Origin of the sequence: Brevundimonas sp. 'scallop' (assembly GCF_011045535.1) — a bacterium.
GTDB lineage: Bacteria > Pseudomonadota > Alphaproteobacteria > Caulobacterales > Caulobacteraceae > Brevundimonas > Brevundimonas vesicularis.
Map to the genome: position 1 here is coordinate 714,663 of NZ_CP039382.1, position 22,354 is coordinate 737,016.

General features: G+C 68.4%; 21 protein-coding genes. 14 read left to right on the forward strand and 7 right to left on the reverse strand.

Annotated elements, in window-relative coordinates; all coding sequences use genetic code 11:
- The first annotated feature begins 21 nt into the window (after positions 1-21).
- The 3 genes from E4341_RS03495 (at position 22) to E4341_RS03505 (ending at position 2,725) form a co-directional block, all read left to right on the forward strand.
- Entirely contained in the window at positions 22-1,197 is a 1,176-nt protein-coding gene (locus E4341_RS03495) for an aspartate aminotransferase family protein (protein ID WP_165115192.1), read from the forward strand.
- 140 nt (positions 1,198-1,337) lie between these two features.
- Positions 1,338-2,252, forward strand: coding sequence for an ornithine carbamoyltransferase (gene argF / locus E4341_RS03500; protein WP_165115194.1), 915 nt, complete (start codon positions 1,338-1,340; stop codon positions 2,250-2,252).
- Positions 2,249-2,725 (forward strand): hypothetical protein, encoded by a 477-nt coding sequence (locus tag E4341_RS03505; RefSeq protein ID WP_165115196.1) that lies wholly within the window; start codon positions 2,249-2,251, stop codon positions 2,723-2,725. The genes argF and E4341_RS03505 overlap by 4 nt, the downstream gene beginning before the upstream one ends.
- 64 nt (positions 2,726-2,789) lie before the next feature.
- On the opposite strand, the gene E4341_RS03510 is transcribed toward E4341_RS03505, so the two are convergent.
- Together E4341_RS03510 and E4341_RS03515 are read right to left on the reverse strand one after the other, a co-directional pair.
- Positions 2,790-3,287, reverse strand: coding sequence for a pyridoxamine 5'-phosphate oxidase family protein (locus tag E4341_RS03510; protein WP_091750666.1), 498 nt, complete (start codon positions 3,285-3,287; stop codon positions 2,790-2,792).
- A 60-nt stretch (positions 3,288-3,347) separates the two neighbouring features.
- Entirely contained in the window at positions 3,348-3,566 is a 219-nt protein-coding gene (locus E4341_RS03515; protein ID WP_045810644.1) for a hypothetical protein, read from the reverse strand.
- 216 nt (positions 3,567-3,782) lie between these two features.
- On the opposite strand from E4341_RS03515, the gene E4341_RS03520 reads away from it, so the two are divergent.
- The 3 genes from E4341_RS03520 (at position 3,783) to E4341_RS03530 (ending at position 8,483) form a co-directional block, all read left to right on the forward strand.
- Positions 3,783-6,653 carry a hypothetical protein gene (locus E4341_RS03520; RefSeq protein ID WP_240893609.1) on the forward strand — a complete coding sequence of 957 codons (2,871 nt, stop codon included), beginning with the start codon at positions 3,783-3,785 and terminating at the stop codon, positions 6,651-6,653.
- Positions 6,654-6,750: 97 nt separating this feature from the next.
- Positions 6,751-7,674 carry a sulfite exporter TauE/SafE family protein gene (locus E4341_RS03525; RefSeq protein ID WP_017506607.1) on the forward strand — a complete coding sequence of 308 codons (924 nt, stop codon included), beginning with the start codon at positions 6,751-6,753 and terminating at the stop codon, positions 7,672-7,674.
- Entirely contained in the window at positions 7,674-8,483 is an 810-nt protein-coding gene (locus tag E4341_RS03530) for a TIGR02186 family protein (protein WP_039244008.1), read from the forward strand. Before E4341_RS03525 ends, E4341_RS03530 begins: the two co-directional genes overlap by 1 nt.
- On the opposite strand, the gene gluQRS is transcribed toward E4341_RS03530, so the two are convergent.
- Positions 8,467-9,330 (reverse strand): tRNA glutamyl-Q(34) synthetase GluQRS, encoded by an 864-nt coding sequence (gluQRS, locus tag E4341_RS03535; RefSeq protein WP_205751348.1) that lies wholly within the window; start codon positions 9,328-9,330, stop codon positions 8,467-8,469. The genes E4341_RS03530 and gluQRS overlap by 17 nt on opposite strands.
- Before the next feature lie 78 nt (positions 9,331-9,408).
- Between gluQRS and E4341_RS03540 the strand changes: the two genes are divergently transcribed.
- The 3 genes from E4341_RS03540 to E4341_RS03550 all read left to right on the forward strand — a co-directional run bounded on the left by E4341_RS03540 (position 9,409) and on the right by E4341_RS03550 (position 11,417).
- Positions 9,409-10,059 carry a DNA-3-methyladenine glycosylase gene (locus E4341_RS03540; RefSeq protein ID WP_165115200.1) on the forward strand — a complete coding sequence of 217 codons (651 nt, stop codon included), beginning with the start codon at positions 9,409-9,411 and terminating at the stop codon, positions 10,057-10,059.
- Positions 10,056-10,715, forward strand: a complete 660-nt coding sequence (locus E4341_RS03545; protein ID WP_066552818.1) for a trimeric intracellular cation channel family protein — start codon at positions 10,056-10,058, stop codon at positions 10,713-10,715. The genes E4341_RS03540 and E4341_RS03545 overlap by 4 nt, the downstream gene beginning before the upstream one ends.
- Before the next feature lie 141 nt (positions 10,716-10,856).
- Positions 10,857-11,417, forward strand: coding sequence for an HNH endonuclease (locus E4341_RS03550; protein ID WP_026108602.1), 561 nt, complete (start codon positions 10,857-10,859; stop codon positions 11,415-11,417).
- Here the strand turns inward: E4341_RS03550 and E4341_RS03555 are convergent.
- The 3 genes from E4341_RS03555 to E4341_RS03565 all read right to left on the reverse strand — a co-directional run bounded on the left by E4341_RS03555 (position 11,414) and on the right by E4341_RS03565 (position 15,131).
- Entirely contained in the window at positions 11,414-11,875 is a 462-nt protein-coding gene (locus E4341_RS03555) for a hypothetical protein (protein ID WP_165115202.1), read from the reverse strand. The two genes, E4341_RS03550 and E4341_RS03555, sit on opposite strands and share 4 nt — an antisense overlap.
- A gap of 92 nt (positions 11,876-11,967) precedes the next feature.
- A complete protein-coding gene (pdeM, locus tag E4341_RS03560; protein WP_165115204.1) occupies positions 11,968-12,720 on the reverse strand; it encodes a ligase-associated DNA damage response endonuclease PdeM in 753 nt (250 codons plus the stop codon).
- Positions 12,717-15,131, reverse strand: coding sequence for a ligase-associated DNA damage response DEXH box helicase (locus E4341_RS03565; RefSeq protein WP_240893652.1), 2,415 nt, complete (start codon positions 15,129-15,131; stop codon positions 12,717-12,719). Before E4341_RS03565 ends, pdeM begins: the two co-directional genes overlap by 4 nt.
- Before the next feature lie 151 nt (positions 15,132-15,282).
- Here E4341_RS03565 and E4341_RS03570 point away from each other — a divergent pair, with 151 nt between their 5' ends.
- The 5 genes from E4341_RS03570 to hisC are packed head-to-tail and all read left to right on the forward strand — an operon-like array spanning position 15,283 to position 21,520.
- Positions 15,283-18,150, forward strand: a complete 2,868-nt coding sequence (locus E4341_RS03570; protein ID WP_165115208.1) for an ATP-dependent DNA helicase — start codon at positions 15,283-15,285, stop codon at positions 18,148-18,150.
- 1 nt (position 18,151) lies between these two features.
- Complete coding sequence (gene ybaK / locus E4341_RS03575; protein WP_165115210.1) at positions 18,152-18,625, forward strand: Cys-tRNA(Pro) deacylase; 474 nt, start codon at positions 18,152-18,154, stop codon at positions 18,623-18,625.
- A 32-nt stretch (positions 18,626-18,657) separates the two neighbouring features.
- Positions 18,658-19,716 (forward strand): DUF2125 domain-containing protein, encoded by a 1,059-nt coding sequence (locus tag E4341_RS03580; RefSeq protein ID WP_165115212.1) that lies wholly within the window; start codon positions 18,658-18,660, stop codon positions 19,714-19,716.
- Entirely contained in the window at positions 19,716-20,402 is a 687-nt protein-coding gene (locus tag E4341_RS03585) for a hypothetical protein (RefSeq protein ID WP_165115214.1), read from the forward strand. The genes E4341_RS03580 and E4341_RS03585 overlap by 1 nt, the downstream gene beginning before the upstream one ends.
- A gap of 14 nt (positions 20,403-20,416) precedes the next feature.
- The gene (hisC, locus tag E4341_RS03590; RefSeq protein ID WP_165115216.1) at positions 20,417-21,520 is read left to right on the forward strand and encodes a histidinol-phosphate transaminase; all 1,104 of its coding nucleotides are present in this window, start codon (positions 20,417-20,419) and stop codon (positions 21,518-21,520) included.
- Between the two features lie 47 nt (positions 21,521-21,567).
- On the opposite strand, the gene E4341_RS03595 is transcribed toward hisC, so the two are convergent.
- The gene (locus E4341_RS03595) at positions 21,568-22,347 is read right to left on the reverse strand and encodes a MipA/OmpV family protein (RefSeq protein ID WP_112863418.1); all 780 of its coding nucleotides are present in this window, start codon (positions 22,345-22,347) and stop codon (positions 21,568-21,570) included.
- Positions 22,348-22,354 lie beyond the last annotated feature (7 nt).

Genomic DNA, 22,354 nt, shown 5'->3' on the forward strand with positions numbered 1-22,354 from the left:
CCCGTGTCCACTGAGCATTTGATGGGTGTCTACAATCGCGCGCCGCTGGAAGTGGAACGCGGCCGAGGCGCGCGTCTGTGGGCGACCGACGGGACCGAATATCTCGACTGCGTCGCCGGCATCTCGACCAATGGTCTGGGCCACGCCCACCCCGAACTGGTCCAGGCGGTCAAGGATCAGGCCGAGAAGCTGTGGCACGTCTCCAACATCTTTCGCATTCCGGGACAGGAAGCCCTGGCCGACGCCCTGTGCGAATCCAGCTTCGCCGACGTGGTGTTCTTCACCAACTCGGGCACCGAAGCCGTCGAATGCGCGCTGAAGACGGCGCGGAAATACCACTCGGCCAATGGCGCGCCTGAGCGGATCGACATCTACGGATTCGACGGCTCGTTCCACGGTCGGACCTATGGCGCGATCAACGCCGCCGCCAACCCCAGCTACACCGAGGGCTTCGGCCCGCCGATGCAGGGCTTCCACCAGCTGAAGTGGGGCAACCACGAGGCGATCAAGGCCGCCATCGCCAACCCCACGACCGCCGCCATCATCGTCGAGCCTGTGCAGGGCGAGGGCGGCTGCCGCGCCGTGCCCGAACAGTGCCTGCGGGGTCTGAGCGACCTGTGCGACGAACACGGCGTCCTGATCATCTTTGACGAGGTCCAGTGCGGCATGGGCCGGACCGGCAAGCTGTGGGCCCATGAATGGGCGGGCATGGCGCCGGACATCATGGCGGTGGCCAAGGCCCTGGGCGGGGGCTTCCCCATCGGCGCCTGCCTGGCCTCGGCCAAGGCGGCCAAGGGGATGACGGTCGGCGTTCACGGCTCGACCTTCGGCGGCAACCCCCTGGCCATGGCCGTGGGCCAGAAGGCGCTGAGCCTGATCAACAGCCCCGAGACGCTGAACAACGTCAACGAGGTCGCCGGCTATCTGAAGCAGCAGTTCGCGGGCCTTCAGGAACGCTTCCCCGATGTGATCGCCGACGTGCGCGGCAAGGGCCTTCTGATCGGCATCAAGATGGTGCCGAACAATCGCGAGTTCATGGCCCTGGCGCGCGACACGCAGCAGCTGCTGATCGCCGGCGGCGGCGACAACTGCGTGCGGCTGTTGCCGCCGTTGAACCTGACGCTGGACGAGGCCCGCGAAGCCGTGGCCCGTTTCGAAGCGGCCTGCGAGGTCGCCCGCGAAAAGCTGGCGGCCTGAGCCCGACATCCGCTCATCCCCGCGAAAGCGGGGACCCAGTTCTTTCGAGAACGCGGGGTCGGCGGATGAAACACCCGACGGGCGGCTGTCGCCCACAGCACTAGATCCCCGCCTTCGCGGGGATGAGCGGAGCTAGACATATGGTCCGGCACTTCCTCGACATCCACCGGCTGGACGCGGCGGATCTGCGCGCCATCCTGGACGACGCCCATGCCCGCAAGGCCGCCCGCAGGGGCTGGCTCCAGGGTCGCGCCGACGCCGATGCGCCGGGCAAGGACCGCGTTCTGGCGATGATCTTCGAGAAGAACTCGACCCGCACGCGGTTCAGCTTCGACGCGGCGATCCGCCAGCTGGGCGGCTCGTCCATCATCGCCACGGCCTCCGACATGCAGCTGGGGCGCGGCGAGCCGGTGGAGGACACCGCCCGCGTGCTGTCGCGCATGGTCGATGCCGTGATGATCCGCGCCAACGATCACGAGGATGTCGAGCGGTTCGCCCGCGTCTCGACCGTGCCGGTGGTCAACGGCCTGACCGACCGTTCGCACCCGTGCCAGATCCTGGCCGATCTGCAGACGATCGAAGAGCATCGCGGACCGATCGCCGGTAAGACGATCGCCTGGATCGGCGACGGCAACAACGTCTGCCACAGCTTCATGCACGCGGCGCCCAAGTTCGGCTTCCATCTGAATGTCGCCTGCCCGGCGGAATACCACCCGGATCTTCGCGACCTGGCCAAGGGCGGCGACGCCGTCACCCTGACCAGCGATCCGCGCGAGGCGGTCAAGGGCGCCGACGTCGTCGTCACCGACACCTGGGTCTCCATGGGGGATCAGGACTATGAGGCGCGCCTGTCGGCGTTCGAACATTACGGCGTCGACGAAGCCCTGATGGATCTCGCCGATCCCGAAGCGGTCTTCCTGCATTGCCTTCCCGCCCACCGTGGCGAGGAAGTCACCGACGCCGTCATCGACGGGCCGCGCTCGCTGGTTTGGGACGAGGCCGAAAACCGCATCCACGCCCAGAAGGCCGTTTTGGCCTGGTGCTTCGGGGGATGACATTGGAGGACTGGAAGGCGATGTCGACCGCGTCGCGCTTCTGGTTTGTCGTTGTAATGCTTCTGGCTGTTTCGGTCGGCGCCTTCGCGCTCTTCACCGCGGCGGCGCCGACGCTTGATCCGGGCAAGTTCTTTTATGAAGCCGTCACCGTTGAAGGTCGCGTCGGCGTATCGTCTTACAAGGGGCTGCCGGTGCTCGTGATCACTGACAGAGAGGGCCGCAATCACGCGTCGCGATGCAACCCTTATGATCGTGACCAGGCCTGCGTTGATTTGGCGCTGGTCAGAGGGCTGCGCCAAGGCCAGCAGGTCAACGTCGGATTTATAAGAGCCAAGTTCTGGCCGTCAGCTGACGACGCGATCGTCCGCTTGGCCTCGAACGATCATGTTTTTCTGGAGTGTGCCGATCGGCTCGATGCGTTGGGAGTGGACCGCTCGCGAATATCCGGGGTCGAGCGGATATCTGGCTGCTGACAGTAAAAAGCCGGGGATCGCTGCCCGGCTTTTCCAGATCACGACAGATTAGTAATCAGTCTTCTTACAGCTTCACGTCCGACACGCCGCCGACATCCGGGACGCTCTTGGTCAGGTTGGCCTTGAGAACTTCATAGCCGAAGCCGAGAGCGCCCTTGTCGGACACCCAGACGCGGCCGTCGTCGGCGTCGAAGCGGACGAGGGTCAGGTGGGCGTCGTCCTTGCCGTCGGGGTACCAAGCGGCGACGACGGGGTTCCAGTATTTCTCGATGCGGCTGCGGTCCTGATCGATAGCCAGGCGGCCGTGGATGCAGGCCTGAACCTTGCCGTCCTTGGCCTGATAGCAGAACATGCCGTTCTGGCCGCCGCCGGCGACGTCGCGGGCGAAATCGGTGTCGTCGCGGGTGAAGAACCAGATGGTACCCGTCTCGTCCTCGCCGAAACCGGTCATGGGCTGGTGGTGATAGCCGGGGCGATCGATGCCCAGCATGCCGGTGTTGGACTCCTTCAGGCTCTTCCAGAATTCCTTCTCGGCCTCGGCGGGGGTCAGTTTGTCGGACACGTGGTCTCTCCTTGAGTGGTTCGCAAGGTTCAACCGACCGGCCGTAATCGGGTTCCCGCTCTAGGCGCCGGGTATCCAAGGCGCACGCTCGGCGCCGAACAGCGTCGCCAGGTGGATCAGTAGCAGCATGGCGATCGCCGCCGCGCCGACCATAAGGAACCGCCACGGCATCAGGCGCGGTCCCTTGAACGGATCTGGCGGCCGGGCGCCGCGCCATCCGCAAAAGACCATGACGGCGAGGGCGACGCCCAGCAGGACGAGGGTGGTGGTCAGGCTCATGCGCCGCAGGTGACGAAAGCCGCGCCGCTTGGCAAGCGAACCCTTGCTGGGAGGTTAATCTTCATGCCGCGTTAACCGAGATGATTCACAAATCCGGCTGTCTGGCGTGATGTCCACAGGATTGGGATATCGCTGCTAGATATTGCGGTTAACCATCAGTTTACACCCTCGATATTGACGGTATAGCCTTCGTCGCATGGGCCGGGAGACGAATCAGTGAGCGCTGCAGCGCCGTGGAGCGTTAAGGGAATCGATCCCAAAGCACGCGAGGTCGCCAAGGATCTGGCGCGCCGGTCCGGCATGACGCTGGGCGAATGGCTCAACTCCATGATCATGGAAGACGAGGAGGAGGGTTACGCCACCCTGCCGCGTCGCTCCCAGGCCGCCGAATACGAACGCCGCAACCGCAGCCGTCGTCTGGACGACGCCTATGAGGTCGAAGACAGCCAGCAGCGGATCAGCGCCTCCATCGATGTGATCGCCGCACGGCTGGAAGCCGCCGAACGTCGCTCGACCGTCGCCATTCAGGGCGTGGATCAGGCCGTCGCGGGCCTGATGCGCCGGCTGGACGGCCAGGAGGCCGAGGCCCAGGGCGCCGCCCGCCGCATCGACGACATCGCCGAGGAACTGCGCGAAGGGCATCGCCGCCTGCGCGCCTTCGAACGCGACACCGGCCCGTCGACCCAGGAAGCCTTCGGCAAGATCGAGACCTCCCTGGGCGCGCTGACCGGGCGCCTGTACGACATCGAGGAACGCCAGCGTCTGGGGGTCAGCGATCTGCGCGAGCGGATGGAGGCGGTCGAGAAGGCCGCCGGCCCCGGCGTCGGCACGGAAATGCTGGCCCAGGTCAGCGCGCGTCTGGACGAGGCCCAGAACCGCACGACCGAAGCCCTGAAGACGCTGGAACGCTCGTTCGCCGCACTGGACCAGCGGATGCGGACGGCCGAAAGCCGCGTCGAGCCGGAAAGCGCGCGCGACCTGGCCCGTTTCGAGAAGCTGGCCGAAAGCCTGTCGCGTCAGATCGACAACAATCGCGCCGAAATGATGCAGCGTCTGGACGCCGCCGAAACCGGCGCGCGCATCGACCGCATCGAACGCGCCGTCCAGGCCGTCGGCGATCAGTTGAAGGCGTCCGAAGAGAAGGGCGCCATCGGTCTTGAAGCCATGGGCCGCGAGGTCCTGCGCATCGCCCGCAACCTGAATGCGCGGGTCAAGAAGGTCGAGACGGACAACGACGGTCGCACCGAAGCCGTCGCCCGCGCCGCCGCCGACGTCGTCAGCCAGACCATTGAAACCGAGGTCGCCCGCCGCGCAGGGCGTCTGGATCAGGAGTTCGCCCGCCACGTCGACCGCGTCGACCAACGCCTGACCGCCAGCGACGATCGCCACGCCATCGCGCTGGAGAAGCTGGGCGGTGAGATCACCCGCATCTCGGACCAACTCAGCGATCGCATCGCCCAGTCCGAGCGCCGCTCGCAGCAGGCGCTCGAAGACATCGGCCGACGCCTGTCGGAAAGCTCGGACAAGATCGAGCAGCGCTACGATCGCGCCTCGGGCGAACTGGCCGAGCGGATGCGTCTGAGCGAGGAGCGCACCGCCCGTCTGCTGGCCGAGGCCCGCGAAAGCATCGACGCCCGCGCGCCGACGCCGATCCGCGACAAGCCGCTGGACAATGAGCCCGCGTGGACCCCGGCGCGACAGGTGCTGGAACGCGCCGCCTCGGCGACCATACAGGCGCCGATCCAGTCCGCATCCATCGAAGGCGACTGGCGCGCCGCCGCCTTCCCCGATGAGACCTTCACCGACCAGGACGCCTGGTCCAGCGATCCGGTGACGCCCGAAGTCGCGACCGCTGCGCCCTTCCCATCGGCGCCCGTCGGTCAGACCGAGGCCGAGCCCGCCGAGGCGCTGACCGACGACATGCCGATGCGCCAGGTCGATCCCGACGGCGTCGAACCCATCATCCAGCCCTTCAGCGGTTTCGGCGGCGCCGACGTCGAGGATGCGCTGGAGGCGACGTCGCCGGGCTTCTCGACCGCACCGGCCGAAAAGCGTGACGCCGCGGTACTAGACGCGGACGACGACGATTTCGGCGGCGAGACTGAGTTTGTGGATCCGCGCCGGCTGCGCTCCAGCATGGAAGCCGCCGCCGCCGCCGGCCGCGCCGCCTCGACCCGCAGCACCATCGACGCCGCCCGGGCTGCAATCACCGCGCCGGCTGAACCGGAACCTGCGCCCCGGTCAGGCTTCGGCCTGAAGCGCGGCGGCAAGTCCAAGCTGCAGGAACGGCTGGACCGACAGGCGTCCAAGGACGGATCGACGGTCAAGAAGGCGTTTCTGGCTTCGGTTACGGCGGTCGCCCTGACCGGCGGCGTATATGGCTATCTGTCCCTGACCGACGGCGACGCCCCGGACTTCGAGATGCCCAGCTTCGGCGGCGGCTCGACGACAAACGGCGCCATGCCGCTGGCCGCGTCGGCGGTGACGCCGACCGGTCCGAAAGCGACCTTCGACATCGGCGGCCCCGGCGCGGCGGACTATGAGGCGGCGATCGGCAAGCTGGAGGCCGGCGACAACTCTGGCTTGGACGGCATGAAGCGCGCCGCCAACCTGGGTTACGCCCCCGCCCAGACCTATCTGGGTCAGCTGTATCTGGACGGCGCCAATGGCGTGCCCGCCGATCCGGCCCAAAGCCGTCAGTGGGGCCGTCGCGCGGCCGAGGGCGGCGATCCGCGCGGGATGCATCTGTATGGGATGCAGCTCTATGAAGGCGACGGTGGCGCGACCAATCAGGCCGAGGCCCTGACCTGGCTGCTGAACGCGGCCGAGCGCGGTCTTCCGGACAGCCAGTACAATGTCGCGCGCATCTATGAGACCGGCGCCGACGGCGTGGCCAAGAATCCGACCGAAGCGCTGAAATGGTACATGATCGCCGCGCGCGGCGGGGATGCGGAGGCCCAGGCCGCCGTGACGCGCCTGCGTCCGACGGCCAGCGCCACGGCCCAGCGCGCGGCCCGCACCGCCGCCGACGCCTTCGTGGCCCAGTCGCAGGGTCAGTCTCAGGCCCAAACCCAGGCGACAGGCTAGATTCCTAGGCGCCGGGCGGCTATCGGTCGCCCGGTCGTCCCCGACCTCGCCCGCCTGACGGCGATTCTTGTGTCCGCTCCAGCCGAAGGCGCGTCCTTTGGACATCTATCTGCCGATCGCCGAGGTTTCGGTGAACTGGCCGACCCTGGTGATCCTGGGGGCGGTGGTCGGATTCGTGTCCGGCCTGTTCGGCATCGGCGGCGGCTTCCTGATGGCGCCGATCCTGGTGTTCCTGGGCATCCCACCGACCGTCGCCGTCGCCAGCCAGGCCAGCCACGTGGTTGCCTCCTCGACGTCGGGCGTCATCCGCTATGCCGGGGCGGGTTCGGTCGATTTCAAGATGGGGTCGGTGATGGCGGCAGGCGGCGCGGCCGGCGCCCTGGCGGGGGTCGAGCTGTTTCGCTACCTGCGCCTGCTGGGCCAGGCCGATCTGGTCGTGGCCCTGTCCTATCTCGTCTTCCTGGGCGCGATCGGCATTCTGATGCTGAACGAGAGCCTGACCGAGATCCTGCGCCGCCGCCGGGGGCTGCCTGCGCCGCACAAGCAGCGTCGGCGGCCGATGTGGCTGTATGGTCTGCCGCTGAAGATGAAGTTCCCCAAGTCGGGCCTCTATATCAGCGCCTTGCCGCCGTTCGGCCTGGGCGTCTTCGCAGGCGTCCTGTCGGCCATCATGGGGGTGGGCGGCGGCTTCATCCTGGTGCCGGCCATGCTCTATATCCTGCGCATGCGGGCGGGCGCGGTGGTGGGCACCAGCCTGTTCCAGATCATCATCACCACCGCCATCACCACCATTCTTCAGGCCGGGCGCAACCAGACGGTCGACATCGTCCTGTCCACCATCCTGCTGCTGGGCGGCGTGGTGGGCGCCCAGATCGGCGCGCGCTTCGCCGGGCGGTTCCGCGCCGAGGAACTGCGGGCGGCGCTAGGCCTGATCGTTCTGCTGGTCGGGATACAGATGGGGCTGGATCTGTTCGTGCGGCCCAATGACATCTTCATGATCGCGCCGGGGATCGCCGACTGATGCAGGCGCTTCCTCCCCCTCCGCCCGCTGTCGCGGCCCCGCCGCTCGATCGGTCCGAAGCGACGACCGGCGACCTGCGTGTCGCCGCCGCCCTGACCGACGCCCAGGTCCGGGTCGACAGCAGTTTCCGGGGCGCGTCCATCGTCCTCTACGGCGCGGTGTTCAATCCGACGCCAGAGCCGGCGGACGTCGTGGTGGTGGTGCGGGGGCCGGACGCGCCGATCCGCCTGGTCAAGAAGACCCGCACGTCCGGTGTCTGGCTGAACAGCCGGCCGGTGCTGTTCGAGGGTGCGCCCGGCTTCTACATGACCGCCTCGACGCGCCCGCTCAGCGACATCGCGGACTTCGGCCAGCTGCGCCGGCTGGGCGTCGGCGTCGATCACCTGCGCATCGACGCGCCCGAGGAAAGCCGCACCGTCACCCGCTACGGCGTGCGCGATGTGGTGGTCAGTCGTCTGGGCGACGACTATCTGGACTGGCGCCGCGCGGTGATCCGGCTGAAGGAAGCCGCCGCCCTCTACGACACCGATTCCGAAGGGGTCGAGTTCGTGGACCGGGGCCTGTTCCGCGCCGAGGTCAAACTGCCGACCGTCGCGCCCACCGGAAAATACTACGCCGAGGTCTGGCTGTTTCAGGACGGCGAGCCGCAGTCGGTGTCGAACCTGACGCTGACGGTCGAAAAGGTCGGGCTGGAGCGCGACATCTATGAGTTCGCCCACCGTCGGCCATGGCTGTACGGCGTGCTGTGCGTCGTGCTGGCCGCCCTGACCGGCTATGGCGCCTCGCGCATCTTCAGCCGGCGGAGCTAAAGCCCAGCTCGGCGCGCAGGGCGGCGGCCGTCAATCCGCCGGCTCTCAGCTCGGCCAGGGTGATCGAGCGATCGCGCTTGGCGTAGCGCCGCCCGTCCGGCCCTGTCAGCAAGGCATGATGACAATAGGTCGGCGCGGGCCAGCCCATCAGGGTCTGGATCAGCCGCTGCACATGGGTCGCCTCGAACAGGTCCTGACCCCGGATCACATGGCTGATCCCCTGCAAGGCGTCGTCATGCGTCACGGCCAGATGATAGGCGACGCCCGTATCCTTGCGCGCCAGGACCACATCGCCCGCCGCCTCGGGATCGACGGCGAAGACGCCGGTTTCGCCGTTCGGACCCTGGCCCTTCTCGACGAAACTCAGGCCGTTCCAGGCCGCCTCGCCCAGAGTTTCGCGCGCCCGATCCAGCGACAGCCGCCAGGCGAACGGAGCGCCCGAGGCCAGCAGTCGCGCCTCCTCGTCTGCTGAATGCGGACCGGGCCTCGCCGCCTCCATCGCTCCGTGCGGTGCGTCGCCGATGGCGCTTAGGATCTCCTTGCGCGTGCGGAAACACCGATAGAGCAGGCCTCGCGTACGCAGATTTTCGATCACGGCGGCGTACTTTCCGAGATGATCCGACTGGCGCCGGACCGGCGTCTCCCAATCCAGACCCAGCCAAGCCAAGTCCTCCAGAATGCCCGCCTCATATTCCGGCCGGCATCGCGTCGGATCGATATCCTCGATGCGCAGTACGAACCGCCCGCCCGCCGACTTCGCCGCCGTCCAGGCGGTCAGGGCCGAAAAGGCGTGGCCCTTGTGCAGGCGGCCGGTAGGCGAGGGGGCGAAGCGGGTGGCGAACATCAAGACGGTCCTTAGCGGTTTGCGGCCCTCAACGGCGCCCCCGCTCTTTCCGACAAGCGCGACGGGTCGTAAGCATGGCGAATGCCGCTCGCACCCACGCCTGATGATATCGCCGCCGCGCGTCGCGCGCTGGTCGCCGCCGATCCGGCGCTCGTGCGCGTGGACGCCCAGACGCCGCCGCTGGAATGGCGGTTGAGAGTTGGCGGGTTCGAAGGCTTGTTCCGCATGATCGTGGAGCAACAGGTGTCGGTGGCCTCGGCCGCTTCGGTCTGGGCGCGGCTGCGTGAAGGCATGGGCGGCATCACGCCCGAGCTGTTGCTGGCGCATGATCTGGAGCAGCTGCGCGGCATGGGCCTGTCGCGACAGAAGGCGACCTATGGTCAGGGGATTGCGCGGGCGCAGATCGCGGGCGAGATCGATCTGGAGCATCTGGCCAATCTGGACGACGAGGCGGCGATCGCTTCCCTGACGGCGCTGAAGGGCGTGGGCCTGTGGACGGCCGAGGCCTATCTGATGATGTGCGAGGGGCGGCTGGATGTCTTCCCCGGCGGCGACGTGGCCTTGCAGGAGGCGATCCGTTGGGCGGACAGCGCAGAGGTGCGGCCCGATCAGAAGGGGGCCTATGCCCGCGCCGAGATCTGGCGGCCCTATCGTGCGGTCGCCACCCACCTGCTGTGGGCCTGGTACACGGGCGTGAAGCGCGGCGAGATCGCGCTGGATGCGCCGGCATGACCCCGCTCGATCCCGCTCTGACCGAACCGTTGCGCAATCCGCAGACCGTGCTGACCGCGCTGGATTTCGCCGGCGTGGCGGTTTTCGCCGCCACCGGCGCCCTGGCCGCCGCGCGCGAGAAGCACGATGTCGTCACCTTCGCCTTCTTCGGCGCCATCACCGGCGTGGGCGGCGGGACGCTGCGTGACCTGCTGCTGGGCCTGCCGGTCTTCTGGGTGCAGGACTGGCGCTATCTGGCGGTCTGTCTGTTCGCATCGACGGCCTTATGGCTGGTGGGGCAGCGCGACTGGCGGTTCCGCGCCTTGCTGTGGCTGGATGCCGTGGGTCTCGCGGCCTATGGCGTGATGGGGGCGGCCAAGGCCGAGGCGGCCGGGGCGCCGGCCTTGATATGCATCGTCATGGGCACGCTGACGGCCTGTTTCGGCGGGGTGGTGCGCGACACCCTGGCGGGTCAGCCGTCGATCCTGCTGCGGCGAGAGATCAACGTCACGGCCGCGATCCTGGCGGCGACTGTCTATATGGTCTTGAGAGCGCCGGGCGTCGGCGTCTGGCCCGCCGCCATCGTCGCGGCGCTGTCGGGTTTCCTGCTGCGCGCGGCCGCCTTGCGCTGGGGCTGGACCCTGCCGGGGTTCCCGACCCATGCGCGCCGGGTCTGAGGCAGGACGTCACGAAAACGCTGCACACTGGTCATGGCGATGAGCGGGAATCAGGGGTAGGCTGATCTCACAAGACTAGGGAAGGAGACGTGTCCTCACCTCTGTCGCCTCAAAATCCCCCCGTCCGCGCGGAAGGGCCTGATGCAGGTTCTCCATCGACCGCCCTCCGGCTTTCCCGCCTTGGTGTTGAACGCCGACTTCCGGCCGCTGTCCTACTATCCGCTGTCGCTGTGGCCGTGGGAGGAGGCGGTCAAGGCGGTCTATCAGGACCGCGTGGACGTCGTGTCCCTGTATGACAAGGTCGTCCGCTCGCCATCGATGGAGATGCAGCTTCCCAGCGTGATCGCGCTGCGCAGCTATGTGGATCAGGACCGCAGCCCGGCTTTCACCCGCTTCAACGTCTTTCTGCGCGACGGCTTCGCCTGTCAGTACTGCGGTCAGTCGGCCGAACTGACCTTCGACCACGTCATCCCGCGCTCACAGGGCGGACGCACGACCTGGGACAATATCGTCGCGGCCTGCAGCCCCTGCAATCTGGCGAAGGGCGGACGAACGCCGCGCCAGGCCATGATGCCGATCCGCCGCGAACCCTATCGCCCCAACGCCTGGCAGCTACAGGACGCCGGCCGACGCTTCCCGCCGCACTATCTGCACCAGAGCTGGCTGGACTACCTCTATTGGGACATCGAGCTGGAGCCCTAAGGCCGCACGACGGCGATGCCCGGGCGGCTGGTTTCCACGCGGCGTCGGCGCAGGCGGCGATCCAGACGGTCGATCTCGGCCAGGGTCATATCCGGGTGGCGGCGGAAGGCTTGGCGCAACTGTTCGATCCGGCCGGGCGCCCAGGCGGCGGCGACGCCGGCCGCGCCCGCCAGGAAATCGATGACGGAGACGCTGCGGCCGGTCAGGGCCTGAAGCAGTTCGGCGCCGAAGGCGGCGGCGATGACATAGAGGGCCAGGTCGTCGCGGCGCTGGTTCGGCGCGATCAGGAATAGGCCGCTGGCCACGCCATAGAAGGCGATGACGTGGGCGGCCTTGTCGTTCAGGCCGAAGACCTGCTCCAGGCCCTGAAATGGGCCCAGCATCAGGACCGCCATGCCCAAGGCTGCCAGAGCGAAGCCGAGACGGGCGGCCATGACGATGCGACGGGGCGTGAGCATGAGACGGGTGTCCGTGACCTTGATCGCCGTCATCCTGCATCGCCTTCCGCCAAGATGCGGTGAAGCGACGTGCTGAACGCTTTACGAACAGACTATCGCAGGATCGCCCAATCCAGGGCGTGAACCCGGTCACGTCCCAGGGCGGCGGCCAAGGGAGGGGCGGCGAACAGGTCGGCGATGGCGGGATCGAGCACGTTCAGCCCGCCGGTGAAGGCGCCGAAGGCGGGCAGGACGATGCGTGATCCGTCGGTGACGAAGCAAGGACGGCGCACGCCGCGTCCATAGGCGGCGACCTTGGCGGCGGGGTGCAGGTGGCCCGCGACCTCGCCACGACGGTCGTCGTCGGCGGTCAGAGCCTCCGGCTCGTGGGTCAGGCGCAACGCGCCCAAGGCCATATCGCCGACAATCCGGCCGGGCAGGCGGGATGCCGTGTCCGCATCGCGAGCGAGCGCCTCGCGGTCGTGATTGCCTTCCAGCCACAGCCAATCGCGCCCGGCCGCCAGACGATCCAGACGCGCCCGGTCGTCGGCCGCCATACGGGGAATGGCCTTTGTGTCGTGGAAACTGTCGCCCAGCAGCACGACCATGGCGGGGTTCAGTTCGACGATCTCGGCTTCCAGCCTGTCCAGCGTGGCGCGGCTGTCATAGGGCGGCAGAAGCTGGCCGCGCACGGCGAAGGCAGAGCCCTTTTCCAGATGCAGATCCGCGACGATCAGGGCGCCGTAGGCCGGAACCCACATCGCTCCGGAACAGCGCAGCACGCAGGCCTCTCCCGCGATCCGCACGCTCAGCGAACCGCAGATCTTACGGGCCGGGGACAGGGTTTGGCGCAGGGCGGCGTTCATGCGGCGGATTCTGGCTCGGCGTCGTCCATGACCTCGGCGATCAGCAGGTCGGCGCTTTCGTCCAAGATCATTTCGGCGGCGTCTCCGCTGACCCGCTCGCGTCCGATCTGGACCAGAACGGGCACGCAGAAGGGCGAGGCGCGGCTCAGGGGTTGGTGACGGATACGCCCCTCGATGCGGGTCAGCATCTGGCCCAAGCGCGCCACGTCCAGCAGGCCGGAGGCGGCGTCCGCGCGGGCGGTCTTAAGCAGCAGATGGTCCGGTTGGTGGCGGCGCAGCACGTCGTAGATCAGGTCGGTGGAGAAGGTCACCTGCCGGCCGGTCTTTTCGGCGCCGGGCTGGCGGCGTTCGATCAAGCCCGAGATCAGGGCGCAGTTGCGGAAGGATCTCTTCATCATGAAGCTTTCCTCCAGCCAGGCTTCCAGGTCGTCGCCCAGCATGTCCGGCTGGAACAGGGCGTCCAGATCGATCGCATCCATTGGCTTGATCGACCAGATCGCCAGCGAATAGTCGGTCACAACGAACCCCAGCGGCCCGACGCCCATCCGGTCCAGCCGCCGGGTCAGCAGCATGCACAGGGTGGTGTGGGCCAGATTGCCCTCGAACGGATAGGCCACCAGGAAATGCCGGCTGCCGCGCGGAAAGGTTTCGACCAGCATGGATTCGGCGTCGGGAATGACGGACCGAGCTTCCTGCAACTCCAGCCATTCCTGAACGTCGGGCGGCAGGACGCGCCAGTGGTCGCGGTCGTGGATCATGGTACGCACCCGGTCGGCCAGGGACGTGGACAGCGGGAACTTCGATCCGCCCCACGATGGGATCTTGGGGTCGCTGTCATTGGCGTGGGTGACCAGGGCGTCGGTCCCGGTGATGCCCTGAAATGCCCAGGTCTGGCCGGCGAACTGGAAGGTGTCGCCGGGCGTCAGCTGTTCGAAATACCACTCCTCGGCCTCGCCCACCTTGCGGCCGCCGATCAGCTGGCGCGAGGCGCCGCCCCGACGGCTGGCGACGCGGACATTCAGCGTTCCGGCCGAGACGATGGCCCCGACATTCATGCGGTGGCGCTGGGCGATACGCTGGTTTCGGACCTTCCAGCGGCCGTCTTGCGTGCGCACGATGCGCGCGAACCGGTCATAGGTGCGAAGCGCATAGCCACCGGTGGCGACGAAATCGACCACCTCCTCGAACTGCTCCCACATCAGGGCGCGATAGGGGCCGCAGCCGGTGATCTCGTCATACAAGACCTGCATGTCGAACGGCTCGGAACAGGCGACGCCCATGACGTGCTGGGCCAAAGTGTCGAGCGTGCCGATATGGACCGGCTCCCAGTCGAAGGCGTTGTCGGCGACGGCCTCGCGCGCCGCCTGGCACTCCAGCATCTCGAACCGGCTGGCGGGCACCAGAAGCGCGCGAGACGGCTCGTCCAGGCGGTGGTTGGCGCGGCCGATCCGCTGGACCAGGCGGCTGGAGCCCTTGGGCGCGGCCATCTGGATGACCAAATCCACGTCGCCCCAGTCGATTCCCAGATCCAGCGTCGAGGTGCAGACCACGGCCCTGAGATCGCCGCGCGCCATGGCCGCCTCGATCTTGCGCCGCTGCTCGGCGGCAAGCGAGCCGTGGTGCAGGCCGATGGGCAGATTTTCGTCGTTGATGGCCCACAGCTGCTGGAACACAAACTCCGACTGCCAGCGGGTGTTGACGAAGATCAGCGCCAGGGTCGAACGCTGGATGGCGGCATAGACCTCCGGGATCGCGTGCTGGCCGGTGTGGCCGGCCCAAGGGACCTTGCCCTCTGAGATCAGCACGTCGATGACCGCCGGCGCGCCGGGGTCGCCGCGGACCAAGGCCACGTCCGCGACGCCGGGCGAGGGACTGAGCCACCCCCGGATCAGATCGGGATCCTCGATGGTCGCGCTCAGACCCACCCGGCGCATGTCGGGTGCGAAGCTCTGCAAGCGGCCCAGCCCGAGCGACAGCAGGTCCCCCCGCTTGCCGCTCCAGATCGCATGCACCTCGTCCAGCACCACGCACTTCAGATCGGCGAAATAGGAACGCGCGCCTTCCCAGGCGCAGAACAGGGCCAGCTGCTCAGGCGTGGTCAGCAGGATGTCGGGCGGGAAATCGCGCTGTCGCTGGCGTTTGGATTGTTTGGTGTCGCCGGTCCGCGTCTCGACATGGATGTTCAACCCGATCTCGCGAATCGGGGTCATCAGATTGCGCTCGACGTCCGTCGTCAGGGCCTTCAGCGGCGACAGATAAAGCGTATGCACGCCCGACCCCGGCCCGGTCGCCGGCTTCGGTCCGCGCTCGGCTAGGTCGATCAGGCTGGGCAGAAACCCCGCCAGCGTCTTGCCGCCGCCGGTGGGCGCGACCAGCAGGGCGTGGCTGCCGGCCTGACCCGCCGCGACCATCTCCAGCTGATGTCGCCGGGGGGCCCAGCCGCGCGACGCAAACCAGTCGGCGAACAGGGGCGGAAGCGTTGCGGGAGCGGCGGCGGTCGTCACGGACGGGATATAGCATGTTCCCGTTCCGTTTCAGCCCCAGGCTCGCTATCTATCGGACGTGTCCGACGAATCCGTCATTTCCGAAACCCGCCTGAGCGGCGCCCAGCCGTGGGCGGACTTGCCGCCGGCGCTCGCAACGCCGCCGGGCGCAGGGGCTGTGGGCGACGAGGCGGGGGCCAGGAAGATCGGGCGCGGGGCGGCCGAGGGGTTCTTCAGCACCGGGCCGGTGATGGTGGCGCATGCGTCGCTGACGGCGCGCCGGTTGGGGCTGACGCCGCCGCCGCGATCGTCTGAGTTGATGGATGTGCTGGAGCTTTACGCCTTCGTGCGACCGGCGCGCTTTTGTGCGCCGTCGCCGACGGGCTTGGCGCTGTCGCTGGGTCTGGCCGAGCCGAAGTCGGCGGAGGAACAGGCGGCGGCCCTGCGTGAGGCGGCGGGACTGCTGCTGCGCGAATTGGCCGATCCGGCCTATCCGGAGCGCGAGGCGGCCTATGTCCTGGCGCTGACGATGCAGCGGGCGGGCTGGGCCTGGGGCGAGCGCGTGGTTCAGGCGCTGGAGGCCGGCGGCGTGCGCGCGCGCCAGCATCGCGGGTCGGGTCTGGACGTCTGGTCGCGCCTGACCGAATGGGAGGACGAGGCGCCGCGCGGCGAGGCGGGCTCGGCCCCGGTCGACAGCGAGAGCGCCCGCATCCGGCTGGAGAAGCTGCTTCAGGCCTCGGGCCTGGACGAGACGCGTCCGACCCAGTCCGACTATGCCGCCGAGGCCGCCTTCGCCTTTTCGCCACGCAACGAGGAGGGGCGGCCGCGTGTCCTGTTGGCCGAGGCGGGGACCGGCACGGGCAAGACGCTGGGCTATCTGGCGCCGGCCTCGCTGTGGGCCGAGCGGAACCAGGGGGCGGCCTGGATCTCGACCTATACCCGCGCCTTGCAGCGCCAGATCGACCGCGAGAGCCATTCGCTGTGGCCCGATCCGGCCGAGCGCAAGAAGAAGGCGGTGATCCGCAAGGGTCGCGAGAACTATCTGTGCGTGCTGAACCTGCAGGACATGGTCCAGGCGGCCCAGCTGGGGAATGGCGACCTGATCGGCCTGGCGATGGCCGGGCGCTGGGCGCTGCATACGCGCGATGGGGACATGACCGGCGGGGACTTCCCCGGCTGGCTGCCCGGCCTGTTCGCCATGCCGGCCGCCCATGCGGCGGGGGCGGCCAATCTGGTGGATCGACGGGGCGAGTGCGTCCATGCTGCCTGCCCGCACTACCGCACCTGTTTCGTCGAAAAGACGATCCGCGCCAGCCGCCGCGCGGATCTGGTCATCGCCAATCATGCCCTCGTTTTGACCCAGGCGGCGTTCGACGGTGCGCGGTCGGCGCGGGGCCAGAAGCAGGACGGTGAGACGGCGGCGCTGAAGCGGATCGTCTTCGACGAGGGCCACCATCTGTTCGACGCCGCCGACAGCGCCTTTTCCGCCTGCCTGTCGGGCCAGGAGGCGGCCGAGCTGCGCCGCTGGATCCGAGGACCGGAGGGGCGGGGGCGTCGCGGTCGCGGGCTGGAACAGCGGCTGGGCGACATGGTCAACGACAATGAGGCGGCGATGAAGGCGCTGCAGGACGCCATCCGCGCCTCCGCCGCCCTGCCGGGGGAAGGCGTGTCGGGCCGCGTCGCGCCGGCCTCGGGCGAGGTCAATCCGATCGGCCCGATCGAAGCCTTCCTGGCCGCCGCCCTGGACCAGCTGCGCGCCCGCACGGCGGAGACCAACAGCAATGGCGGATTCGGGGGCGGGCCCGAGTTCGGCATGGAGTGCGCGCTGAAGCCGGTGACTGATCCCGTCGCCGAAACGGCGCGCGCGGCCGCCCAGGCCCTGGCCGCCATCGAGGCGCCGCTGTTGGCCCTGTCGCGGCATCTGGAGGACATCCTCGACGACGAGGCGGCCGAGTTGGACGGATCGCAACGGTCGCGGATCGAGGGGGCGCTGCGCGGGCTGGATCGGCGCGCGCGCATGACTCTGCCGGGGTGGCGGTCGATGCTGGCGGCGCTGGAGGACGGCGGCGATCAGCCCGATCCCGACTTCGTCGATTGGCTGTCGGCCGAGACGGCGTTCGGCCGCATCCACGACGTGGCGCTGCGTCGCCACTGGATCGACCCGACGGTTCCGCTGGAGGCCGCCGTGATCGTGCCGTCGCACGGGGTGCTGGTGACCTCCGCCACCCTGTCCGATCCCCTACAGGAAGACCCGTTCGACCTGGCGCGGCTGCGGACCGGCTCGGCGCGTCTGATCGAACCGCCTCGCACCCTGAAGGTCGAGAGCCCGTTCGACTATGCCGCCAACAGCCGGGTCATCGTCGTCAACGACCTGGTCAAGGACGATCCGCGCCAGACGGCGGCCGCGATGCGCGAACTGTTCCTGGCGGCGGGCGGCGGGGGCCTGGGCCTGTTCACCGCCATTCGCCGGCTGAAGGCGGTCTATGAGCGGCTGGGGCCGGATCTGGCGCGATCGGGCGTGCCGCTCTATGCCCAGCACGTCGATCCGCTGGAGGTGGGGGCGCTGGTGGACATGTTCCGGGTCGAGGAAAATTCCTGCCTTTTGGGCACCGACGCCGTGCGCGACGGGGTTGACGTGCCGGGACGGTCGCTGCGGGTGCTGGCCTTCGACCGTGTGCCGTGGCCTCGCCCTGACTTGCTGCACAAGGCGCGGCGCGAGCGGTTGGGAGGCAAGGGCTATGACGATGCCCTGGCCCGCGCCCGCATCGCCCAGGCGTTCGGCCGGCTGATCCGGCGCGGCGACGATAAGGGGGTGTTCCTGATGCTGGACGCCGCCACCCCCACCCGCCTGTTCGCCAGCCTGCCGCCGGGAACCGAGGTCCAGCGCATGGGCCTGGCCGATGCGGTCGAACTGACCCGCAGCTTCCTGAACCCAGAGACGACGTAGGATGTCCAAGACCACGCCCGCGACCGTCGCCCTGACCAAGGCCGGCGTCGCCTTCGCTCTGTTTCCATACGACTATGATCCCGACGCGCCGCGCATAGGTCTGCAGGCCGCCGAGGCGTTGGGCGTGGCGCCAGAGCAGGTGTTCAAGACGCTGATGGTCCTGGTCGATGGCGCTCCGGCCTGCGTCATCGTGCCGTCCGACTGCGAGGTCAGCATGAAGAAGCTGGCGGCGGTGCTGGGGGCCAAGTCGGCCCAGATGATGAAGCCGGCCGACGCCGAACGGCTGACCGGATACAAGGTCGGCGGGGTCAGCCCGTTCGGCCAGCGAAAGGCCGTGGCGACCGCGATGGACGCAACCGCCATCCTGTTCGATCAGGTCCTGATCAACGGCGGTCAGCGGGGGCTTCTGCTGGGTCTGGCGCCGGAGGATGCGCGGCGGGCGGCGAAGGCGGTGCTGGCCGACCTGACCGCCTAGAAGCGCCAGGTGCGGCGCGCTATAGGTCCGGCATGACCGACGCCTCGACGACCAAGCGACACAGCCGCAAGGGCCTGTATGCGCCCTTCATCCTGGTGCTGATCGCGCTGGCGGCCTGGACGGGATGGTGGATCTTCCTGACGCGCCAGATCGATACGCGGCTGGAGGCCCAGGTCCAGAGCCTGCGTGACGCTGGCTGGGACATTCGCTTCGCCGACAAATCCATCAACGGCTGGCCGTTTCGCACCCATGTGGCCTTGACGAACCTGATCGTTCAGGCGCCGTCGGGCCATGCGATCAAGGCGACCGAACTGACCGCAGAGGCCAACGCCTATCAGCCGACCAAATGGGTGGTGGTGGCTCCGCAAGGCCTGATGCTGACCCGCGCCGGCAAGGGCGAGGTCGCGGTCAAGGGCGACGCCATCCGCATGAGCGCCAGCGGCATCGATCAACGCTGGCCCAACCTGGCGCTGGAGATGGTCAATCCGGTCTTCACGGCCCAGACCGGCGCCGAACCCTTTCCCATCGCTCGCGCGGCGCGGATCGATTTCTATGCTCGGCCGCATCTGGAGGGCTCGACCGCGCCGACCGACGACGTCGATGTCATGTTTCGTCTGGTGGACGGGCAGGGGCGGGCGGACGGCCCCGTCGAGGGCTTCGCCCAGGACGGCCGCCTGACGACCCAGCTGGAGGCCGAGATCGGCCAGGCCAGCCTGCTGAAGACCGGCGGCGACGCGGTGGGCGTCTTCTCGGCTTGGACCAAGGCGGGCGGGACGTTCCGCAATGTGCGCGGCGATCTGCAGGCCGGCGACAGCCGTGCGACCCTCTCCAGCGACGTGTTGAGAGCCGATGCGAACGGCCGGCTGACCGGTCAGGTCCAGCTCCAGGCGCAAAAGCCTCTGCCCGCCCTGGCTGGCCTGATGGCGACGCGTCAGGGACCGGTCAACCGGATCGGCGCGGCCGGGGCCGCAGCAGCAGCGGGCGCGGCCGAGGCGACCGGACAGGAACAGCTGCCGCTGACGCTGGTCTTCCGCGACGGCCGCACCTGGCTCGGCCCTTTCCCGCTGGCCCCGGCGCCCAAGCTGTTCTGATGGCCCTGCTGGACGAACCCGAAGCCGACGACGCCCTGCTGGCGCTGGATCGCGCCCTGGTCGAGGCGGTGCGGGCGCGGGTCGCCGCCGGTCCGCGCGACCGAGCCGACGCCTCGGCCATCGCCCTGCGTCAACTGTTGGACGGCGCCTCGCCCGATGAGGGTGCGGCGGTCAAGGCGGTGTGGGGCCGGATCGAGGTGGCGACCGGACCCGCGCTGGTCGTCTGCGGCGGCGTGGCCCAGGCCCTGGCCACGGACCGCTATGGCCTGCGGTCGCGGCCCCTGTCCGCCGACGAGGCGTTGAAGGCGGCCGAGGCGGGCTCGCGCGCCGTGATCGACCTGTCGCCCGACCGGCCGTGGTGGGGCCGCCTGCTGGCGCGGCCCGAACTGAAGATCGTCGCCGCCCTGCCGGACGACCGGCGCGGCCGGCCACAAGCCTTCGTTGTGTCCAAAGAGATGTCCGGCCCCACGGGCGACGACCGCAGCTTCTGGGTCACCGACAGCGGCTGGTCCGAGACCAAGATCGTGGATGCCCTGGGCGACGCGGGACTGGTCGCCGATCCGCTGGCGGCGGCGGGCGGGTTGAAGCTGTTCATGCTGACGGGCTATGTGCAGGTCGACGACGGGCGGCTGAAGAGCGCGCCCGGACGAATGAACGGCGTGATCGGCGCCGCCCCCATCTTCTGAGATCAAGGCTTTCCATGACCGACGCGACCGCGCCACACGGCCCTGCCCCCAAGCCCGGCATCCTCGACATCGCCCCCTATGTCGGCGGCAAGTCGTCCATCGCCGGCGTCGCCGAACCGATGAAGCTGTCCTCCAACGAGAACATGCTGGGCGCGGGCGAAAAGGCGCGTGCGGCCTATGAGGCGGCGATCAAGAACATTCACATCTATCCCGACGGCCGGGCGACCAAGCTGCGGAATGCGGTGTCGGAACTGCATGGGCTGGAGCCCGAGCGGCTGATCTTCGGCAATGGCTCGGACGAGGTCTTCGCCCTGTTGAACCAGACCTATCTGACGGCGGGCGACAACATCGTCTGCGGCCAGTACGGCTTTCTCGCCTACCGCATCAGCGCCTTGGGTTGCGAAGCCCAGGTCAAGCTGGCGCCCGAGCCGAACTTCAAGGCCGAAGTCGATGCGCTCCTGGCCCAGGTCGATGACCGCACCAAAATCGTCTATGTCTCCAATCCGTCGAACCCGACTGGCAGCTACAATACGGGCGAGGAAATCCGCCGCCTGCACGCCGCCCTGCCGGCCCACATCATCCTAGTCGTGGACGAGGCCTATGCTGAGTATGTGACCGAGGCCGACTGGGAAACCGCCTTCCCGTTGGCCAAGGACGCCGAGAACATCGTCGTCACCCGCACCTTCTCCAAGATCCACGGCCTGGGCGGTTTGCGCATCGGTTTCGGCTATGCGCCGCTGAAGGTCGCCGAGGCCATCGACCGTATCCGCCTGCCGTTCAACGTCTCGGTGCCGGGGCTTGAGGCCGCGACGGCCGCCCTGTCGGACGAGGCGCACCAGACGGCGTCGCGCGATCTGATCTCGAACTGGAAGCCGCGCCTGACCCAGGCCCTGCGCGGCTTTGGGCTGAACGTCCTGCCTAGCGCCGGCAACTTCGTGCTGGTGCTGTTCGACGGCGCCGAGCGCGCCGCCGCCGCCAACGACTATCTGAACACCAAGGGCATCATCGTCCGCCCTGTCGGCGGTTATGGCCTGCCCCAGGCCCTGCGCATCACCATCGGCACGGAAGACCAGAACCGCGCCGTCATCGACGCGCTCAGCGAGTTCGCGGCTACCTGATCAAATGGCAAAAAGCGGCGGCCGCATTCGCAGCCGTCGCATTGCTATTAGCCGCCAAAGCGACGGGCGATGAAGACGCCCGTGCGGACGGCGTCGTCGCTTTGCGACAGGGGGCTGTCGGCCACGTCGCCCAGGCGGCGTTCGTAGTTGATCAGGCCGCCCGCACCCCATTTGTCGCCGATCGGGACCAGCAGGACCAGGCTGGCGCCCGCGCCCTGCAGGCCGCCGCCGGGGGAATAAGCGCTGATGCCGTTGGCGGCCGCCTCGGCGGTGCTGACGCCATAGTAGGCATCGGCCAGTTTGGAATCGCCGCCGCGCACATAGACCGAGGCGTTCAGCAGGCCGACCGACGTCACGCGCTGATGACCGACGGAGGCATAGTATTCCGTGCCCTCGCTGACGTCGGACACGTCGCGGCTGATCCGACCGCCGACCACCACATTGCCGGGCAGACGCTTGTAGGCGTAGGCGGCCAGGTCGGCGCCGAAGCCCGGACGATCCAGCGTCAGGCCCTCGATATCATCGGCCGAGAAGCGCGGGCGCAGTTGCAGGCCGGCGCGGAAGTCGTCGGTCTTGATCGCGTTCCAGCCCAGGCCGTCGATCGGGTTCAGATAGACCAGGTCGCGATAGTTGGCCGAAACCCACGGGGCGACCGTCGTCTTGGAGCCCGTGTCGCCGTTGGAGTCGTTGCGATAAAGGACGCCCGCGCCGAGATCGACGGTCCAGTTCTGGGGGGCGGGCCTGATCTGCTCGTAGGGTTGCGACTGGGCCAGGGCGGAGCCGGCGACAGCGGCGAAGGCGACGGAGAGCAGAAGGGGGCGAAGCATCGGGCGT

Coding starts and splice junctions, on each gene's coding strand:
- E4341_RS03505 (WP_165115196.1), top strand. CDS start 2,249: ATGACATTGGAGGACTGGAAGGCGATGTCGACCGCGTCGCGCTTCTGG.
- hisC (WP_165115216.1), top strand. CDS start 20,417: ATGACCGACGCGACCGCGCCACACGGCCCTGCCCCCAAGCCCGGCATC.
- E4341_RS03585 (WP_165115214.1), top strand. CDS start 19,716: ATGGCCCTGCTGGACGAACCCGAAGCCGACGACGCCCTGCTGGCGCTG.
- argF (WP_165115194.1), top strand. CDS start 1,338: ATGGTCCGGCACTTCCTCGACATCCACCGGCTGGACGCGGCGGATCTG.
- E4341_RS03540 (WP_165115200.1), top strand. CDS start 9,409: ATGCCGCTCGCACCCACGCCTGATGATATCGCCGCCGCGCGTCGCGCG.
- pdeM (WP_165115204.1), bottom strand. CDS start 12,720: ATGAACGCCGCCCTGCGCCAAACCCTGTCCCCGGCCCGTAAGATCTGC.
- E4341_RS03580 (WP_165115212.1), top strand. CDS start 18,658: ATGACCGACGCCTCGACGACCAAGCGACACAGCCGCAAGGGCCTGTAT.
- E4341_RS03495 (WP_165115192.1), top strand. CDS start 22: ATGGGTGTCTACAATCGCGCGCCGCTGGAAGTGGAACGCGGCCGAGGC.
- E4341_RS03545 (WP_066552818.1), top strand. CDS start 10,056: ATGACCCCGCTCGATCCCGCTCTGACCGAACCGTTGCGCAATCCGCAG.
- E4341_RS03555 (WP_165115202.1), bottom strand. CDS start 11,875: ATGCTCACGCCCCGTCGCATCGTCATGGCCGCCCGTCTCGGCTTCGCT.
- E4341_RS03530 (WP_039244008.1), top strand. CDS start 7,674: ATGCAGGCGCTTCCTCCCCCTCCGCCCGCTGTCGCGGCCCCGCCGCTC.
- E4341_RS03565 (WP_240893652.1), bottom strand. CDS start 15,131: ATGGTCGCGGCGGGTCAGGCCGGCAGCCACGCCCTGCTGGTCGCGCCC.
- ybaK (WP_165115210.1), top strand. CDS start 18,152: ATGTCCAAGACCACGCCCGCGACCGTCGCCCTGACCAAGGCCGGCGTC.
- E4341_RS03515 (WP_045810644.1), bottom strand. CDS start 3,566: ATGAGCCTGACCACCACCCTCGTCCTGCTGGGCGTCGCCCTCGCCGTC.
- E4341_RS03550 (WP_026108602.1), top strand. CDS start 10,857: ATGCAGGTTCTCCATCGACCGCCCTCCGGCTTTCCCGCCTTGGTGTTG.
- E4341_RS03595 (WP_112863418.1), bottom strand. CDS start 22,347: ATGCTTCGCCCCCTTCTGCTCTCCGTCGCCTTCGCCGCTGTCGCCGGC.